This is a genomic window from Methyloversatilis universalis FAM5, assembly GCF_000214035.2.
GTDB classification, from domain to species: Bacteria; Pseudomonadota; Gammaproteobacteria; order Burkholderiales; family Rhodocyclaceae; genus Methyloversatilis; species Methyloversatilis universalis.
Genome location: NZ_AFHG01000041.1, coordinates 32,546 through 50,266, shown reverse-complemented (window position 1 = coordinate 50,266; position 17,721 = coordinate 32,546). Strand labels below are relative to the sequence as shown.

18 protein-coding genes are annotated in these 17,721 nt (G+C 67.5%); 10 read left to right on the top strand and 8 right to left on the bottom strand.

The window, feature by feature from the left end; translation table 11 throughout:
* Positions 1-25: 25 nt before the first annotated feature.
* Positions 26-574 (top strand): inorganic diphosphatase, encoded by a 549-nt coding sequence (gene ppa / locus METUNV1_RS06885; protein WP_008060184.1) that lies wholly within the window; start codon positions 26-28, stop codon positions 572-574.
* On the opposite strand, the gene METUNV1_RS06880 is transcribed toward ppa, so the two are convergent.
* The 4 genes from METUNV1_RS06880 to xseA all read right to left on the bottom strand — a co-directional run bounded on the left by METUNV1_RS06880 (position 568) and on the right by xseA (position 4,431).
* Positions 568-1,752, bottom strand: coding sequence for a GNAT family N-acetyltransferase (locus tag METUNV1_RS06880; protein ID WP_008060182.1), 1,185 nt, complete (start codon positions 1,750-1,752; stop codon positions 568-570). The genes ppa and METUNV1_RS06880 overlap by 7 nt on opposite strands.
* A gap of 20 nt (positions 1,753-1,772) precedes the next feature.
* On the bottom strand, positions 1,773-2,162 hold the full coding sequence (locus METUNV1_RS06875; RefSeq protein ID WP_008060181.1) for a 4a-hydroxytetrahydrobiopterin dehydratase: 390 nt from the start codon (positions 2,160-2,162) through the stop codon (positions 1,773-1,775).
* A 206-nt stretch (positions 2,163-2,368) separates the two neighbouring features.
* Positions 2,369-2,956, bottom strand: coding sequence for a superoxide dismutase (locus tag METUNV1_RS06870; RefSeq protein ID WP_008060179.1), 588 nt, complete (start codon positions 2,954-2,956; stop codon positions 2,369-2,371).
* A 113-nt stretch (positions 2,957-3,069) separates the two neighbouring features.
* A complete protein-coding gene (gene xseA / locus METUNV1_RS06865) occupies positions 3,070-4,431 on the bottom strand; it encodes an exodeoxyribonuclease VII large subunit (RefSeq protein ID WP_008060177.1) in 1,362 nt (453 codons plus the stop codon).
* Positions 4,432-4,684: 253 nt separating this feature from the next.
* On the opposite strand from xseA, the gene METUNV1_RS06860 reads away from it, so the two are divergent.
* The 9 genes from METUNV1_RS06860 (at position 4,685) to METUNV1_RS06820 (ending at position 13,299) form a co-directional block, all read left to right on the top strand.
* Positions 4,685-5,296, top strand: a complete 612-nt coding sequence (locus METUNV1_RS06860) for a MotA/TolQ/ExbB proton channel family protein (protein ID WP_008060175.1) — start codon at positions 4,685-4,687, stop codon at positions 5,294-5,296.
* Positions 5,297-5,305: 9 nt separating this feature from the next.
* Positions 5,306-5,734 carry an ExbD/TolR family protein gene (locus METUNV1_RS06855; protein WP_008060173.1) on the top strand — a complete coding sequence of 143 codons (429 nt, stop codon included), beginning with the start codon at positions 5,306-5,308 and terminating at the stop codon, positions 5,732-5,734.
* Positions 5,731-6,738 carry a tetraacyldisaccharide 4'-kinase gene (lpxK, locus tag METUNV1_RS06850; protein WP_008060170.1) on the top strand — a complete coding sequence of 336 codons (1,008 nt, stop codon included), beginning with the start codon at positions 5,731-5,733 and terminating at the stop codon, positions 6,736-6,738. The genes METUNV1_RS06855 and lpxK overlap by 4 nt, the downstream gene beginning before the upstream one ends.
* The gene (locus METUNV1_RS06845; protein WP_008060169.1) at positions 6,719-6,928 is read left to right on the top strand and encodes a Trm112 family protein; all 210 of its coding nucleotides are present in this window, start codon (positions 6,719-6,721) and stop codon (positions 6,926-6,928) included. Before lpxK ends, METUNV1_RS06845 begins: the two co-directional genes overlap by 20 nt.
* 16 nt (positions 6,929-6,944) lie before the next feature.
* Positions 6,945-7,709 (top strand): 3-deoxy-manno-octulosonate cytidylyltransferase, encoded by a 765-nt coding sequence (gene kdsB / locus METUNV1_RS06840; RefSeq protein ID WP_008060167.1) that lies wholly within the window; start codon positions 6,945-6,947, stop codon positions 7,707-7,709.
* Between the two features lie 122 nt (positions 7,710-7,831).
* On the top strand, positions 7,832-8,485 hold the full coding sequence (gene adk, locus METUNV1_RS06835) for an adenylate kinase (RefSeq protein WP_008060165.1): 654 nt from the start codon (positions 7,832-7,834) through the stop codon (positions 8,483-8,485).
* Between the two features lie 5 nt (positions 8,486-8,490).
* The gene (locus tag METUNV1_RS06830; RefSeq protein WP_008060163.1) at positions 8,491-9,747 is read left to right on the top strand and encodes a 6-phosphofructokinase; all 1,257 of its coding nucleotides are present in this window, start codon (positions 8,491-8,493) and stop codon (positions 9,745-9,747) included.
* A 174-nt stretch (positions 9,748-9,921) separates the two neighbouring features.
* Complete coding sequence (locus tag METUNV1_RS06825; RefSeq protein ID WP_008060160.1) at positions 9,922-12,081, top strand: sodium-translocating pyrophosphatase; 2,160 nt, start codon at positions 9,922-9,924, stop codon at positions 12,079-12,081.
* A 288-nt stretch (positions 12,082-12,369) separates the two neighbouring features.
* Positions 12,370-13,299: an amidohydrolase family protein gene (locus METUNV1_RS06820; protein WP_232416238.1), complete on the top strand. Its 930-nt coding sequence runs from the start codon at positions 12,370-12,372 to the stop codon at positions 13,297-13,299.
* Positions 13,300-13,329: 30 nt separating this feature from the next.
* Here METUNV1_RS06820 and METUNV1_RS06815 read toward each other — a convergent pair whose 3' ends face one another.
* The 4 genes from METUNV1_RS06815 to pip form a co-directional block, all read right to left on the bottom strand.
* Positions 13,330-14,139, bottom strand: a complete 810-nt coding sequence (locus METUNV1_RS06815) for a S1 family peptidase (RefSeq protein WP_008060158.1) — start codon at positions 14,137-14,139, stop codon at positions 13,330-13,332.
* A gap of 538 nt (positions 14,140-14,677) precedes the next feature.
* Complete coding sequence (locus tag METUNV1_RS06810; protein WP_026188076.1) at positions 14,678-15,316, bottom strand: response regulator; 639 nt, start codon at positions 15,314-15,316, stop codon at positions 14,678-14,680.
* 22 nt (positions 15,317-15,338) lie between these two features.
* A complete protein-coding gene (locus METUNV1_RS06805; RefSeq protein WP_008060156.1) occupies positions 15,339-16,685 on the bottom strand; it encodes an ATP-binding protein in 1,347 nt (448 codons plus the stop codon).
* Positions 16,682-17,653, bottom strand: a complete 972-nt coding sequence (gene pip / locus METUNV1_RS06800; protein ID WP_008060155.1) for a prolyl aminopeptidase — start codon at positions 17,651-17,653, stop codon at positions 16,682-16,684. The genes METUNV1_RS06805 and pip overlap by 4 nt, the downstream gene beginning before the upstream one ends.
* Between the last annotated feature and the right edge of the window lie 68 nt (positions 17,654-17,721).

The window sequence follows — 17,721 nt, the reverse complement described above, 5'->3', positions numbered from 1 at the left end:
GCGGGCTTTTCACAAGGAGCGAGACATGGGTCTGGAACGAGTTCCGTCGGGCAAGGATCTGCCCAACGATTTCAACGTTGTGATCGAAATCCCGATGCATTCTGACCCGGTCAAGTACGAGGTCGACAAGGAATCGGGCGCCATTTTCGTCGACCGCTTCATGTCGACCGCCATGCACTACCCGTGCAACTACGGCTACATCCCGCACACCATCGCCGGTGACGGTGACCCGGTCGACGTGCTGGTGCTGACCCAGTTCGCGCTGCCGCCGGGCGTGGTGGTGCGCTGCCGCCCGATCGGCATGCTGAAGATGGTCGATGAGGCGGGCGAAGACGCGAAGCTGCTGGCGGTGCCGGTGGACAAGCTCACGCCGATGTACCGCTCGGTGCAGAGCCCGCGCGATCTTCCGCAGATCCTGCTGGACCAGATCTCGCACTTCTTCGAGCACTACAAAGATCTGGAGCCGGGCAAGTTCGTCAAGGTCCAGGGCTGGGCCGACATCGAAGACGCCAAGAAGGAAATCATGACCGGCGTCGAGCGTTACCAGCAGGCCGAAGAAAAGCCCAACTACTGAAGGTCGGCGGGCGGGGCGCCCTCCTGCCCGACGGTGGCGCGGCTGCCGTCCCGGTACGGGGAGCGTTCCTCAAGCTCGTTGATATGCAGTGCCATGCCGGCCCGCTCCCTCTGCAGGTAGCGCGCCACGGCATCCGCGAAATCCGCGTCGCGCAGCCAATGCGCCGACGCGGTGCGCACCGGCTCGAAGCCGCGCGCCATCTTGTGCTCGCCCTGGGCACCGCCTTCGAACGCTTCCAGACCGCGCTCGATCGCGTATTCGATGCCCTGGTGGTAACAGGCCTCGAAATGCAGGCAGGGCACGTATTCCATCTCTCCCCACCAGCGGCCGTACAGCCGCCTTTCGTCGCGCAGGCTCAGTGCGCACGCGATGTCATGTCCGTCGCGCGACGCGATCACCATCATCAGTGACGAGGGTGTGCGGCTGCGCAGCGTTTCGAAGAAGCGGGCGTTGAGGTAGGGCCGCTGTCCGCGCACGCGGTAGGTGTTGCGGTAGCAGGTGATGAACAGCGCCAGCGCCGCGTCGTCCAGGTCGGCACCGTCCACCCGCCTCAGCGTGACGCCGGCATCGCGCACCCGCCGCCGCTCCTGGCGGATCTTCTTGCGTTTGTCCCTGCTCAGCGTCGCCAGGAAGGCTTCGTAGTCGGCGTAGCCGGCGTTGTGCCAGTGGAACTGCACCGATTCGCGCAGCAGCAGGCCGGGCCGGTCCCGCAGCGCGGCCAGCGATACCGCATCCGGAAACAGCAGGTGGGCGGACGACAGGCCCGAGCTTTCGGCCTGCTGCAGCCAGGTATCGACCAGTCGCGTGCGGGCTGCGTCGTCTCGGGCCAGCAGCCGGGGGCCGGGCACCGGGGTGTAGGGGATGGCGGACAGCTGTTTCGGGTAGTAGCTGCGGCCGGTGCGTTCCAGCGCCTCCGCCCACGCCCAGTCGAACACGTACTCGCCGTAGCTGTGCGACTTCAGATAGCCGGGCAGGGCGGCCACCAGCGTGTCGCCGTCGTACAGCGCCAGATGGTCCGGCTGCCAGCCGGTCTCCGCGCTGACGCAGCCGGACGATTCCAGCGCATCGAGAAAGGCGTGCGACAGCGTCGCATGACCGCCGCCCAGCGCGTTCCACGCGGCGGCGTCGATGTCGGCGATCGCCGTGTGGCGCGCGATGCGCAAGCCGGTGTCGGTCAAGCGGCCTCCGCGTGCTGCAGTCAGTCGTACTTGATGTACTTGAAGCGCGGGTCGTCCGGCGTACCGGCCAGCGCGCTGCCTTCTTCCGCGCCCGGCTGCCACATGATGACCTCCTCGATCTTCTTTGCCAGTTGGAAGTCGCGCTCGGTCACGCCCTTGGCTTCGTGATTCACCAGTTTCACGATCACGAAGGCGTAGGACACCGTGAGGTCCGGATGATGGAAGGCGGCTTCGGCCAGATGGCCGACCGTATTGACCACCATCAGCGTGCCCTTCCAGCCGCTGGTCTTGTACTTGCGGCGTATCCAGCCGTCCTCGTAATACCACTTCGGAAGTTCCGCCTTCAGGCGGGCATCGATCTCTTCCGGCGTGAAGGCCTCGTTCGGGCCGGCTTTTCTCCATTGCGACATGGCTGTCTCCTTGTGCTGTTCCTGAGCATCCCCGGGCGGGACACGTCTGCGCTCCGACCCCTTCGCGCCCGCCGCGTTTCACCGGCCGCAAAGAAAAACGCGCTGCAGGCAGGTTCGCATGCAGCGCGTCGTTCGTGCCGTTCACCGACGGCGGGGTTCACCGGGCCGGCGGAACCGACGGCTCACCGGCTAACCCGTGGGGCCGTTCAGCCGGCGAAATTCGCGGCCGCGAAATCCCAGTTCGCCAGGCTGGCGAGGAAGGTGTCGACGAAGTCCGGACGACGGTTGCGGTAGTCGATGTAGTAGGCGTGTTCCCACACGTCGATGGTCAGCAGCGCCTTGGCGTCCGAGGTCAGCGGGGTGCCGGCACCCGAGGTGTTCACGATGTCCAGCGAGCCGTCCGCCTTCTTGACCAGCCAGGTCCAGCCGGAGCCGAAGTTGCCGACTGCCGAGGTCTTGAACGCCTTCTTGAATTCGTCGAAGCTGCCCCACTTGGCATCGATGGCTGCAGCCAGCGCGCCGGTCGGTGCGCCGCCGCCTGCCGGCTTCATGCTGTTCCAGAAGAAGGTGTGGTTCCACACCTGGGCCGAGTTGTTGAACACGCCGCCGGCCGGGGCCTTCTTGATGATGGCTTCGAGGTCGAGCGCTTCGTATTCGGTGCCCTTGACCAGATTGTTCAGGTTGGTGGCGTAAGCCTGATGATGCTTGCCGTAGTGGAATTCCAGGGTTTCACGCGAAATGTGCGGAGCCAGTGCGTCAAGTGCGTACGGCAGGGGGGGCAGGGTGTGTTCCATATTGTGTTCTCCCGGTCAGTCGGTTCAATGCAAGGGCGAGAGTTTAGGTCGGGCGTGTTGCGAGTACAAGGCGGTTTCGGCCCCCATTCGCGGCTGGAGGTTTTCAGTCCCGGTCAATCGCTGTCCCGCAGCCGGGTGATGTCGGCGTCGGCGCTGCCCTGGCCGAACTGCAGCCGCACCGGCTGGCCGACCGCGAGCGTGGCCGCGTCGCGCACGATGCGGCCTTCGCCGTCGCGCACCAGCGCGTAGCCGCGAGACAGGACGGCGCCCGGATCGAGCTGTACGAGCTGGGCCGCCGCCAGCCGCAGTCGCTGACCTGCCTCGTCGAGGTGGCTGCCGGCCGCCTGCTGCAGATGATCCCGTAGCCGGGCCAGTCCGGCCCGCCGCATGTCCAGTGCCGGCCGGCTGCCGCGCAGTCGGAGCGTCAGGCCTTCGATCCGGTTGTGTGCCTGACCGAGCTGGCTGCTGCCGGCGCGACGCATCCGCGCATGCAGCGCGTGCAGTCGCTCGCTGGCCAGCGCGAGCTGACGAGACGGCGGATGCAGGCGCTCGGCCAGATCGTCCAGCCGGCGTCCGAGCCGGTCCAGCCTGTCGTGCTGAGCGCGGCCCAGCCGTTCGGCCAGCGCACGCAGCCGGCGCGCGGCATCCACATGGCCCGCGCTGACGATTTCGGCGGCGGCGGTCGGTGTGGCGGCGCGCAGATCGGCGACGAAGTCGGCGATCGAGAAATCGGTTTCATGGCCGACGCCGCTGACCACCGGCAGCGGGCAGGCGGCAATGGCGCGGGCCACCCGCTCGTCGTTGAAGGCCGCCAGATCCTCGGCTGATCCGCCACCGCGCACCAGCAGCACCAGATCGGCGTCGCAGCGGCCAGCCGCGGCCAGCGCGGCGGCGATCCGGGCCGGTGCTTCGGCGCCCTGTACCAGGCAGGGCAGCAGCACGAGTTCGACGTGCGGGGCGCGTCGCGCGAGCGTCGCCAGCACGTCGCGCAGCGCGGCCGCCGCGGGGGAGGTGACCACCGCGATGCGGGCTGGCAGCTGCGGCAGCGGCCGCTTGCGTGCAGCGTCGAACAGGCCTTCCGCTTCCAGCTTCGCCTTCAGGCGCAGGAAGGCTTCGAACAGCCCGCCGACACCGGCCTGACGCATCGCGTCCACCGTGAGCTGGAAGTCGCCGCGCGGTTCGTACAGCGAAACCTGGGCGCGCACCTCGACCTGCAGTCCGGCACGCGGTTCGAAGGGCAGCAGCTGGCTGCGGCTGCGGAACATGACGCAGCGCAGTTGCGCCGCGTCGTCCTTCAGAGAGAAGTAGAGGTGACCGGAGGCCGCACGGGTGACGCCGGACAGCTCACCGCGTACCCAGAGCACCGGAAACTGGCGTTCCAGCGTGATGCGGGCGCGTCGTGCGAGCTCGGACACCGCAATGGCGGCGGTTTCTCCGCGCGGGTCCGCGGCGGGGTGAGCAAAATCGGAAGACATGGAATCCGGAGTGTGTGCAGGTCGGGTGTCGGCGCATCCGACCCGGCTGTCATCGAAGCTTAATTTTTGATCGGCGTAAGAAAACATCTTTTCGGCGGCCGGTTTAGCGTATCCGCCCAGACGAAACCCACACAGTTATCCACAATTTCTGTGGATAACCTGACCGCCTTCATGGACGCCCGCTTCTGCAGGGTTGCCGCCCCGTATCCGCTCAGGCTACATTTCGCGGCTTGTTCAGCGAAGGAAAGCGCACGTGTTCGACATCATCCGCGCGGCCGGTTGGCCGATCTGGCCGCTGATCGCGGCTTCCGTCATCGCCGTCGCGCTGATCATCGAACGCCTCGCCAGCCTGCGCCGCAGCAAGGTGGTGCCGGAGGCGCTGCTGGAATCCATCCTGACCGACCTCAAGGGCAAGCAGCCCGACCCGGACATGATACGCCGCGTCGCCGCGCACTCGCCGCTCGGCCGGGTGTTCGCGGCCGGTCTGCGCAATGTGCGCAGCACCCGTGAGGTGATGAAAGAGGCGATCGAGGAGGAAGGCCGCGCGGTCGCGCACTTTCTCGAGCGCTACCTGAACACCCTGGGCACCATCGCCGCCGCGGCGCCGCTGATGGGCCTGTTCGGTACCGTGGTCGGCATGATCGAAATCTTCGGCTCGCAGACCGCGACCGGCAGCAATCCGCAGCAGCTCGCCAGCGGCATCTCGATCGCGCTGTACAACACCGGTTTCGGTCTGCTGGTGGCGATTCCGGCGCTCATCTTCCACCGCTACTTCCGCGGCCGGGTCGACGACTTCGTGGTCGACATGGAGCAGCAGGCGGTGAAGCTGGTCGAGGTGGTGCACGGCGAGCGTGCGGCGAAGTAAGGACCGGCGATGAATTTCCGACGCGGCCGCGGGCGCGAAGAGCTCGAAATCAATCTGATCCCGCTGATCGACGTGCTGCTGGTCATCCTCATCTTCCTGATGGTGACCACCACCTACTCGAAGACCGCCGGCCTGGAGATCACGCTGCCCAGCGCGGAGGCGCCGGAGTCGCAGGCGAATGACCGCGAGATCAACGTGCTCATCACCGCGCGCGGCGAAATCCTGATCAACCGCCAGCCGGTGGCCGGCCGCGGCAGCGACGCGCTGGCCGAGGCGCTGAGTCGGGCGGCGGCGGGCCGCAAGGACCCGGTGGTCATCATTTCGTCCGACCGCGACGCACGCCTGCAGTCGTCCATCGACGTGATGCAGGCGGCCCAGCGGGCCGGCATCGCCGGCATTTCATTCGCCACCCAGTCGGACGCGTCCGGCGGCCGATGAACAGCGCGCCCGCGCTGTGGCGCAGCCGTGGCATCGCCGCCTGGCTGCTGTGGCCGCTGTCCCTGCTGTTCGGTCTCGTGGCGGCGCTGCACCGCGCGGCCTTCGCCGCCGGTCTGCTCAGACGTACCCGCCTGCCGGTGCCGGTGGTGGTGGTCGGCAACATCATCGCCGGCGGTGCCGGCAAGACACCGCTCACGCTGCATCTGGCGCGCGCACTGAGCGCGCGCGGCCGCCGGCCGCTGATCGTAACCCGCGGGTACGGTGGCGACGCTGATACGCCGCATCCGGTGACCGCCGAGGGTGACGCGGCGCGTTCGGGTGACGAAGCAGTGCTGCTCGCCCGCCGCGCCGGCGTACCGGTGTGGCAGGGCCGACGGCGCGCCGATGCGGCGATGGCCGGGCTGGCCGCCCACCCCGAATGCGATCTGGTGCTGTGCGACGACGGCCTGCAGCACTACGCGCTGGCGCGCGACATCGAGATCGCGGTGGTGGACCGGCGCGGCCTGATGAACCGCCTGCTGCTGCCAGCCGGCCCGCTGCGCGAACCGCCTTCGCGGCTGCGTTCGGTGGACGCGGTGGTGCTGAATGGCGCGGCGGAGGCGCTGGCCGGCGCAGCGCCGGTCTTCCGGATGACGCTGGAAGGCCGCGTTTTCCATCTTCTCGATGCGCCGGAACGTACCGCGGATGCCGGGGATCTGCGCGGCCTGCGCCTGCACGCGCTGGCCGGGATCGGCGAGCCCGCGCGCTTCTTCGACCACCTGCGCGCGCTCGGGCTGGATTTCGTCGCGCATCCGTTCCCCGACCATCACGTGTATCAGCCGCAGGATGTCGCGTTCCCGGACTGCGATGCGCTGCTGCTGACCGAGAAGGACGCGGTAAAATGTCACGGTTTGTCGCGCACCCCGATCTGGGTGCTGCCGGTCGAGGCTCGCCTCGACCCTGATCTGGCGGCTTTTGTCCTGGGTCGCCTCGCGGAGTTGAAGCATGGATCCACGTCTTCTTGAAATTCTCGTCTGCCCGGTCACCAAGGCGCCTCTGGTGTTGGACCGCGCGCGCAACGAGCTGCAGTGCAAGGCCAGCCGCCTCGCCTACCCCATCCGTGACGGCATTCCGGTCATGCTGGAGGACGAGGCGCGCGAAATGAGCGAGGACGAGGTCGCCGCGCTGCGCGAGCCGTCCGGCCGCAGCGCCTGAGTCGCAGGGAGGCATCATGTTCAAGGTCGTCATTCCCGCACGCCACGCCTCGACCCGACTGCCCGGCAAGCCGCTGCTCGACATCGGCGGACTGCCCATGATCGTGCGGGTGGCGCAGCGCGCGGCGCAGAGCGGTGCCGACGCGCTGGTGGTCGCCACCGACCACGCAGGCATCGCCGACGCGGTGCGTGCCCACGGCTTCGAGGCGGTGATGACCCGCAGTGACCACGCCACCGGCACCGACCGCATCGCCGAAGTGGCGGAACAGCTGGGCTGGTCGCCGGCCACCGTGGTGGTGAATGTGCAGGGTGACGAACCGTTGATCGACCCGGATCTCATCCGTCAGGTCGCGCAGGCACTGGACCAGGATCCGGAATCGTCGATCGCAACCGCCAGCAGCGCGATCACCGACAGCGCGGATTTCTTCAATCCGGCGGTGGTGAAGGTGATCTGCGACATCCACGGCCGCGCGATGTATTTCTCCCGAGCCCCGATCCCCTGGGCACGCGACGCCTTCGCCGCGTCGCGCGACACGCTGCCGGCCGCTCTGGGTGCCCAGCGGCATATCGGCATCTATGCCTACCGGGTGCGTTTCCTGCAGCGCAATGCCCGCCTCGATCCGGCACCGATGGAACAGGTCGAGGCGCTCGAACAGCTGCGTGCGCTGTGGCATGGCTACCGCATCCGCGTGATGGCTGACGTGCCGATGCCGCATGCCGGCGTCGATACGCCGGACGACCTCGAACGCGTCCGCGCGCTGTTTGCCGGCGGCCAGGTCTGACGCATTGCGGTTTGACCGCGCACACGGTTGCGCGGTAACGTCGCGCCCGCTGGCATTGCGTTTGCCAAGGTGCGCGCACTGTTCGAACAGAATCCAAAAACAGACTCACATCAGGAGAGGACATGCGTCTCATACTTCTGGGCCCCCCGGGCGCAGGCAAGGGCACTCAGGCGACCTTCATCAAGGAACGCTTCAACATCCCCCAGATTTCCACCGGTGACATGCTGCGCGCCGCGGTCAAGGCCGGCACGCCGCTGGGCATCGAGGCGAAAAAGGTGATGGACGCCGGCGGTCTCGTGTCCGACGACCTCATCATCAATCTGGTCAAGGACCGCCTGAAGGAAGACGACTGCAAGGCCGGCTACATGTTCGACGGCTTCCCGCGCACGATTCCGCAGGCCGACGCGATGAAGGCGGCCGGCGTGCCGATCGATTTCGTGCTCGAAATCCAGGTGCCGGACCAGGACATCATCACCCGCATGAGCGGTCGCCGTGCCCACATCGCGTCGGGCCGCACCTATCACGTGGTGTTCAATCCGCCCAAGGTCGAGGGCGTCGACGACGTGACCGGCGAGCCGCTGGTGCAGCGCGACGACGACCGCGAGGAAGTGGTGCGCAAGCGTCTGGACGTCTATCACTCGCAGACCCGTCCGCTGGTCGAGTACTACTCGGGCTGGGCGCAGCGCGGCGAGCCGGGCGCACCGAAGTACCGCGCCATTTCCGGCGTCGGTCCGGTCGATGAAGTGAAACAGCGCGCCTTCGACGCACTGGCCTGATCCGCATGGCTGCAAACCTGTTCTACGCGCAGTCCGGTGGCGTCACGGCAGTCATCAACACGACTGCCTGCGGCGTCATCCAGGCGGCGCGTGAGCATGGTGACGTGATCGGCAAGGTGTTCGCCGGGCGCAACGGCATCCTCGGCGCGCTGCACGAAGACCTGATCGACACCTCGCTGGAAAGCGATGCGGCCATCGCCGCCCTGCGCCACACGCCGGGCGGCGCCTTCGGCTCCTGTCGCTACAAGCTGAAGGGCCTCGAAGAAAGCCGCGCGCAGTACGAGCGGCTGATCGAGGTGTTCCGCGCGCACGATATCCGCTGGTTCCTCTACAACGGCGGCAACGATTCGATGGACACCGCGTGGAAGGTGTCGCAGATCGCGGAAAAGCTGCACTACCCGCTTACCTGCGTCGGCATTCCGAAGACGGTGGACAACGATCTGGTCGAAACCGACAACTGCCCGGGCTTCGGTTCGGTCGCGAAATACGTTGCGGTGTCGATGATGGAAGCCGGTCTGGACGTCGCCTCGATGGCGCGCACGTCCACCAAGATCTTCGTGATGGAAGTGATGGGCCGTCATGCCGGCTGGATCACCGCCGCGGCGGGTCTCGCCGCGCGTACGCCGGCCGAGGCGCCGCACATCCTGCTGTTCCCCGAAATTCCGTTCGACGAGGCGGCCTTCCTGGCGCGCGTCGACGCCTGCGTGCGCGAGCACGACTTCTGCGCCATCGCGGTGTCCGAGGGCCTGCGCGGCAGCGACGGCAGACTGCTGGCCGAATCCGGCACGCGCGACGCCTTCGGCCACGCCCAGCTGGGCGGCGTCGGCCAGCAGATCGCCGAGCTGATCAAGACGAAGCTTGGCCACAAATACCACTGGGCGCTGCCGGACTACCTGCAGCGCAGCGGCCGCCACATCGCCTCCGGCACCGACGCGCAGCAGGCCTACGCGCTCGGCCGCCGTGCGGTCGAACTGGCGATCGAGGGCCGCAATGCGGTCATGCCCGCCATCGTGCGGCTGTCCGACACGCCCTATGCATGGAAGATTGATGTGGCGCAACTGCAGGACGTTGCGAACCGCGAGAAGATGATGCCCAGGCATTTCATTTCCGACGACGGCTTCGGCATCACCGACGCCTGCCGGAAATACCTGCAGCCCCTGATCGAAGGCGAGGACTATCCGCCTTACGTGAATGGACTGCCGGCCTATGTCAGTCTGAAGAACGAAAGCGTGCCGCGCACGCTGCCGCCGTTCGCAGGCTGACCGGGTCGAAGACGCACCGCTTGTAGCCGCACGCTCCCCGGCGTGCGGATGACATACCAGGTCAGGCGCCGCAGGGGCGGCTGACCGGCAGCCCACAAGGTTGCTCGCTGCTTTCGGGGGCGACGTGAAAGCGCCGTCCTTTCGTTGCACGCAGTCAAAACAAGAGGAGGGGTGATGTCGTCGTCTTTCGGTCTGTGGTTCGCACTCGTGTGCTCCGTGGTGGCCATTGTCTATGGCGCCGTATCCAGCAAGTGGATTCTTGCCCAACCCACAGGCAATCCGCGCATGCGCGAGATTGCCGATGCGGTGCAGGAGGGGGCGAAGGCCTACCTCAACAGGCAGTACCGCACCATCGGCATCGTCGGCGTCATCCTCACCGTCCTGCTCGCTGTCACGCTCGGCGTATCGACCGCCGCCGGTTTCGTCATCGGCGCGGTGCTGTCGGGCGCGGCCGGCTACATCGGCATGAACGTGTCGGTGCGCTCCAACGTGCGCACCGCGGAGGCCGCGCGCAAGGGCATTTCCGAAGCGTTTGACGTTGCCTTCCGCGGCGGGGCCATCACCGGCATGCTGGTGGTCGGTCTGGGCCTGCTCGGGGTGGCCGGCTACTACGCCATCCTGAAGGGTTCGGCGGCGCATGGCGCAGCGATCGACCAGATCATCCATCCGCTGATCGGCCTGGGCTTCGGCTCGTCGCTGATTTCGATCTTCGCCCGTCTGGGCGGCGGCATCTTCACCAAGGGTGCAGACGTCGGCGCCGATCTGGTGGGCAAGGTCGAAGCCGGCATTCCGGAAGACGATCCGCGCAATCCGGCGGTGATCGCCGACAACGTCGGTGACAACGTCGGCGACTGCGCGGGCATGGCGGCCGACCTGTTCGAAACCTACGCGGTGACCACGGTGGCCACCATGCTGCTCGGCGCGCTGATGCTGAAGTCGAACGCCGAGGCGGCGGTGATCTATCCGCTGGCGCTGGGCGGCTTCTCCATCATTGCGTCCATCATCGGCTGCATGTTCGTCAAGACCAAGCCGGGCCAGAAGATCATGAACGGCCTCTACCGCGGCCTCATCGTCGCCGGCGTGCTTGCGCTGATCGCCTTCTACCCGCTCACCACGATGCTGATGCCTGACGACGCGCTGAACGCCTCGATGGGCATCTCCGACGGCGCCCAGATGCGGCTGTACGGCGCGGCGGTCGTGGGTCTGGTGCTGACCGGCCTGATGGTGGTGATCACCGAGTACTACACCGGCACCGATTTCAAGCCCGTGAAACACATCGCGGAAGCCTCGACCACAGGGCACGGCACCAACATCATCGCCGGCCTCGGCGTGTCGATGAAGTCCTGCGCCTGGCCGGTGCTGGCCGTGTGCGCGGCGATCTGGGCGGCCTACACGCTGGGCGGCCTGTACGGCATCGCGATCGCGGCGACCTCGATGCTCAGCATGTCCGGCATCATCGTCGCGCTCGACGCCTATGGCCCGATCACCGACAACGCCGGTGGCATCGCCGAAATGGCGGAACTGCCGGATTCGGTGCGCGCGGTGACCGACCCGCTGGACGCGGTGGGCAACACCACCAAGGCGGTGACCAAGGGCTATGCCATCGGCTCGGCCGGTTTGGCGGCGCTGGTGCTGTTCGCCGACTACACCCATGCGCTGGAAGCGGTCGGCCACAGCGTGGCCTTCGATCTGGCCAACCCGGCGGTCATCATCGGCCTGTTCATCGGCGGCCTGATTCCCTACCTGTTCGGCGCGATGGCGATGGAAGCGGTCGGCCGTTCAGCGGGTGCGGTGGTGGTCGAGGTACGTCGCCAGTTCAAGGAGATCGCCGGCATCATGGAAGGCACGGCCAAGCCCGACTACTCACGCGCGGTCGACATGCTCACCGTGGCAGCGATCAAGGAAATGATGGTGCCTTCGCTGCTGCCGGTACTGGTGCCGGTGGTCGTGGCCTTCGGCATCGCCTTCCTGATGGGGCCGCAGGCCGGCGTGCAGGCGCTGGGCGGTGTGCTGATGGGCACCATCGTGACCGGGCTGTTCGTCGCGATCTCGATGACCACAGGCGGTGGCGCCTGGGACAACGCGAAGAAGTACATCGAGGACGGCCACTTCGGCGGCAAGGGTTCCGAGGCGCACAAGGCGGCGGTAACCGGTGACACGGTCGGTGATCCGTACAAGGACACCGCAGGCCCCGCAGTGAACCCGCTGATCAAGATCATCAACATCGTCGCGCTGCTCATCGTGCCGCTGCTGCCGTCGGCTGCCGGCACCGCCGCGCATTCCGCGGCGCCGGATGCCCAGCCGCAGAAGGTCGCGGTGGCGGTGCAGAAGTAGGTTCCCGCGTCATCGGGTCACACGCGCAGGTCTGTGCGTGTGACCTGCCTGCCGCTCGCATGCATCGCGGACCCGTGCGTCCGCCTGACTTCAGAGCCGTGGAGGTGAGCGATGGGCGAGGATGCTTTCCGGAACGTCCGGTTTGCGCCCTGCAGCGGTGAACGTGCTGCAGACGTCGCGCCGAGGCGCCGCATCCTGTCAGGCCTGGTCGGCGTGGGTCTCGCTGCAGGCCTGTCTGCATGCCGTTCCGCGTCGACCGTCTCCGGTCACGAGCGCGGAGCGATCGATGTGCATCATCACCATATCCCGCCGTTCTATCTCGATCAGTATCGTGACAAGGTTGCCGGTGTGCGCGGCGGCGGGCTGAGCCAGGCCTGGCTCACCTGGACGCCTGAAAAGGCGATCGACGCCATGGATGCCGCGGGCGTGGCGACCGCAGTGCTGTCGCTGACCTCGCCCGGCGTGTGGTTCGGGGACGTCGCGGCCGCCCGCCGTACCGCCCGTCAGGTGAATGACTACGCAGCGGAACTGGGTGCGAAGCACCGGGGCCGTTTCGGTCTGTTCGGCGTGCTGCCGCTGCCGGATCAGGAAGGAAGCCTGAAGGAGATCGAGCACGCGCTGGACGTGCTGAAGGCCGACGGCATCGGCCTGATGACCAGCTATGGCGACAAGTGGCTGGGCAATCCGGCCTACGACACGGTGTTCGAGGCGCTTAACCGCAGGAAGGCGGTCGTGTTCGTCCATCCGACAGCGCCCCTGTGCTGTCGCAGCCTGATGCCTGACGTGGCGCCCATGATCGCCGAGGTCCCTCAGGACACCGCGCGGGCGATCACCAACATGCTGTTTACCGGTACGTTCTCGCGCTATCGCGACATCCGCTTCATCTTCACCCACGCAGGCGGCACCATGCCCATGATGGTGGGCCGCATGAAGCAGTACGGTCCGTCGAATCTGGCGTCCCTCGCTCCGCACGGCGTTGAGCAGGAACTGGCCCGGCACTGGTTCGATCTGGCCGGTACGGCGAACAGGCCGGCCCTCGCGGCGCTGACCAGCTTCGTTCCGGTGTCTCAGATCCTGCTTGGCAGCGACAATCCATTCGTGCCGCTGGCCGAAACCGTTCGCGACCTGCAGTCGGTCGGTCTGCCGGACAGCGCGGTGCGCGCCATCACCCGCGATAACGCGCAGGCCCTGCTGCCGACATTGCGACGGTACGGCTGAAACGATGCACGTGACCGCTTCCCGCGAACTTCAGTGCGGCGCGGGCAGGTGGCTGGCGCGCACCGCGGCTTCGATCGCGGCACGGTTGTTCGGCTCGGCTTCCACCCATTCCTTCGCCACCGCCTGCAGGCGGCCCCAGTTGCCGTCGTTCTCGTGCTGGATGGCGCGCAGGAAATAGGGTTTGTCCTCGTCCGCCGCCGCCCAGAACGGGGGCGCGCCGGTGTCCAGCGGCAGCGGCAGTTCGCCGGAGGCCGCCAGCGCCTCGGACAGCCAGTCGGCCGGCACCGCGAAATGCCGTTTCAGGCCGGGAATGAAGAAGGTGAGCACGCCCACCATGCGGCCTTCACCGTCGAACAGCGCGCCGCCGGACGCCCCCTGCTGGAAGGAAGCGTCGGTCTCGATCACCCGCGCGCCGTCCATGTCATGCAGCGCCATCACGCGGCCCTCGCTCATCGACAGTGACTTGCCGCCGGAAAAGCCCACCGCGTAGACCGCGTCGCCCACCTTCAGGCCGGTGCTGGAGGCGAGGGCGGCGGGGCGGCCGGCGGCGACCGGGGTGTTCATCACGCACAGGTCGTGACGGCGGTCTGCGGTGCGGGCGGTGGCCGGCACGCCACTACTGCCGCGGGCGGCGATCACGTGATGGGCGCTGCCCACCACGTGGCAGTTGGTGACCAGGGTGTGCGCGTCCAGCTGGACGCCAGTGCCGGTGTTGATCCGGCCGTCAGCGCCCGCGGCCAGCACTTTCACCATGTGCATGGACAGCTGGAGGTAGCGCTCCGCGTCGGCGTGGGCGCCGGGCGCAAGGGTGAGCATGAGCAGCAGGCCGAGGATACGCATGATGATCTCCAGTTGAGCCGCCCTTGGCCTGAGCGTCGGGCGGTGACAGATGGACTAACGGGACATGTAGGGCAAACCTGTGTGAGTGGATATTCGATGGTGCATTGCACAAATCAAAGCGTGATCCGTGCCAGAGTGCGTCAGAGGGCGGTGACCTTTGGGTACCGGCGCATGCCGCATTCATCGGAGCAGCCCGGGGTGCGCCGTCTGGCGCCGACGGACGGTGGTTGATGTGTGCGGTGCAGCATCCAGCCCGGGTGAAACGATGTTTCAGGCTTCAACGGAGAAACCGGCATGGAGTGGGCGCGGCCGTTGCAATCCGCACGTCGAGGTGCTGCGGAGCGCACAGACGGGCGGCAGATTGCCAGGAGTACGCACCGGGGCGGTGCGTGCTGAGGTGCTTACAGGGCGCTCAGTGAGGTGCCGGAGTAGCGGCGGGGATGGGGCGGAGCGCCAGCGTGTGTCCGTTCCCGAACGCCTGAAGCCGGCGCGTCCGGGCCTGGCTCAGATTGCGCACAGGACTTTGTCTGGGCTTCGATCAGGCCTCAATAAGCCCATTTCGCAGCGCGATCAGCGTCAGTTCGGCCTGGTTGGACGCGCCGAGCTTCTGCTTCACGTTGTAAAGATGGGTGCCGACCGTGGAGGTCGACAGGTGCAGGGTTTCGGCGATCTGATTCACCGACTGACCGCGCGCCAGATGGATGAACACCTCGAACTCGCGCTCCGACAGCGCCTCGACCGGGTTCTGGGTACCGGTCACGTCCTGCATCGCCAGCTTCTGCGCGATTTCGGCGTCCAGATACATGCGCCCGGCGGCCACCGTGCGCACCGCGTCGATCAGCGCTTCCGGCGCGCCGCGCTTCGACAGATAGCCGGTGGCGCCGGCCTTGAGCACCCGTTTCGGATGCGCGGTGTCCTCGTGCGCCGACAGCGCCAGGATGCGCACGCCCTTGTCGCGCGCGGTGAGCCGGCGCACCGCCTCGATGCCGCCCATGCCGGGCATGGACAGGTCCATCACGATCACGTCCGGCTTCAGTTCGGCGTAGCGCTGGTAGGCCGCTTCGCCGCTGTCCGCCTCGCCGATCACCTCGATGTCCTCACAGGCCGCGAGCAGCAGCTTGAATCCCATGCGGACGACCGCGTGATCGTCCACCAGCATGACTTTGATCGGTCCCATCGCGCCCATTCGTTTTCCCCCTTCAATCCATCGGCAGTCGCGCACTGACGCAGGTGCCGCCGCCTTCACGCGGTTCCAGCGCCAGATCGCCACCCAGCGCCTGGGCGCGTTCGCGCATGCCGCGCACGCCATGATGGCCACGCTTCTGCGCCCAGCCGTCAGCCAGTCCGGCGCCGTCGTCCTCGACCCGCACCTGCAGCCCGTGTTCCGTGCCGGCCAGCGAAATCATGATTTTCCGGGCATGGGCGTGCTTCAGCGCATTGGTCACCGCTTCCTGCACGATGCGGTAGGCCGCCAGCTTGAACGAATCCCCGGGCGATTCGGGCAGATCGCGCAATGTCAGTGCAAATTCCATGTCCGGATGGTGGCGTCGCCACTCAGACACCAGATCCTCCAGCGCGTCTTCCAGCCCGAGATTGTCCAGCGCCAGCGGGCGCAGTTTCGGGATGATGCTGTGCATCACGTCGTACAGGTGATTGGCGGTATCCACGATCAGGTTGGCGGCCTCGGCGCTGCGCGGGTCGGTCTGTGCGTCGCGGCGCGCGATGGCCAGCCCCATGCTCTTGATCGCGGTGACCGCCTGACCCATTTCGTCGTGCAGCTCGCGCGCGATATCGCGCCGCTCCTCTTCGATGCGGCTCTGAATGAACTGGGTCAGTTCGCGGTTCTCTTCCAGATTGCTGCGCGCCTCCAGCGCCTCCTGCCGGGCGTTCATGTTGTCCTCGATCGACTGCGCCATGCGGTTGAAGGCCTGGGCCATCGAACTGGCTTCCTTGCCGGGCAGCGGCGGCAGCCGGGTGTGGTAGTCGCCGGCGCGCATCTGTTCCAGGCCACGCACGATGGTGCTGAAGGGCCGCACCTCGCGCCCGACCAGCCAGAACACGATGCCGTTGCCGAGCAGCAGCGCGATCGAGCCGACGATGAGCAGCTGCACCGCGTCGTCCCAGCCGTCGAGGATGGCGCGCGAGGCGTCGGCCGCGATCACCAGTCGCGCGCCGTCGCTCAGCGTGATTTCCTGCAGCGGCCGCTTCGGCAGGATGGCGTTCGAGTACCAGTCCGGCGCGTCGCGGCCCGCCTTGTAGGGCGAGGGCGGCGAGGTGTAGAGCAGGTTGCCGCCGCCGTCCAGCAGATGGATTTCGGTGGCGCGCACCCGGCCCAGCCGGTGCAGGAAGTCCACCAGCGCCGGCGAGCCCATGTTGGCGTACACCAGCGCCACCCGCGACAGCAGCTGGGTGGCCACCCGGTTGGCGGCCTCGATTTCCTCGCCCACCGCGCGCCGGGTGCCCATCAGTTCCAGCGTGAGCATGGTGCTGGTGAAGGTGAGGATGACCAGCGCGATCAGCAGGTTCAGCTTCAGCCGCAGGCTCATGCGCGGTCTCCGGGCCAGGCGTCGAAATGGCCGTCGCGCGCGTGCGCGTCCAGCGCCGATCCGATCAGCGCCAGACTGGCCGGATGGAAGGGGTCGTGGCCCGCGCCCTGCGCCCAGGCGAGCCGACTGCCGGCCAGCGAGCGGTGGGCGCGTGCGGCGTTCTGCGGCCGGCAGATCAGGTCATTGGTGCCATGGATGAAGGCCACCGGCAGGCCGCGCAGCCGCGCGATCGCGTCCAGCACCCGCGCTTCGCCGAAGAAGCAGCGGCGCGCGAGGTAATGGCTCTGCACCCGGTAGCGGGCGCGCAGCAGCGGCCATTCGTCCTGCGTCGGTTCGGCCGGCACCGTGCGTTCCGGCCAGACGCCGAGCGCGTGCTCCCAGGCGCGCCAGGCCCGCACCGCGGGGTCGATGCGCGCGAGCTCACCGGCCGAGAACACGCGGTCCAGCCAGGTGACGACGCGCCGGCGCCAGCGGGCCGGCACCGCCTGCATGAAGGCGTCGTGCGCTTCGGGGGCGAGGGCGGCCGCACCGTGGAAGAACCATTCGATGTCCTCGCGGCCGCCGAGGAACAGCCCGCGCAGCAGCACGCCGCTGCAGGCCTCGCGGTGAGCCGCGGCGTAGGCGGCGGCCAGCGTCGCGCCCCATGAGCCGCCGAACACCAGCCACTGCGCGATGCCGAGGTGGTGGCGCAGCGCCTCGATGTCGGCGATCAGTGCGTCGCTGTGATTGTGTTCGGTGTGGCCGAGCGGCGTGCTGCGTCCGCAGCCGCGCTGGTCGAACAGCACCACGCGCCACTTTTCCGGATCGAAGAAGCGGCGCTGGCGCGGCGAGCAGCCGGAGCCCGGTCCGCCGTGCAGATACAGCGCCGGCCGTCCGTCCGGGTTGCCGCACTGTTCGTAGTACACGCGATGGCCGTGGCCGACCTCCAGCCAGCCGTGATCGAACGGTTCCATCGGGGCGTGCAGCATGGGCGGATGCAGGGAAAGTGCGCGGGGGAGCGATGTTAGCCCATGCCCGGCCGCCTCACATGCTGCGC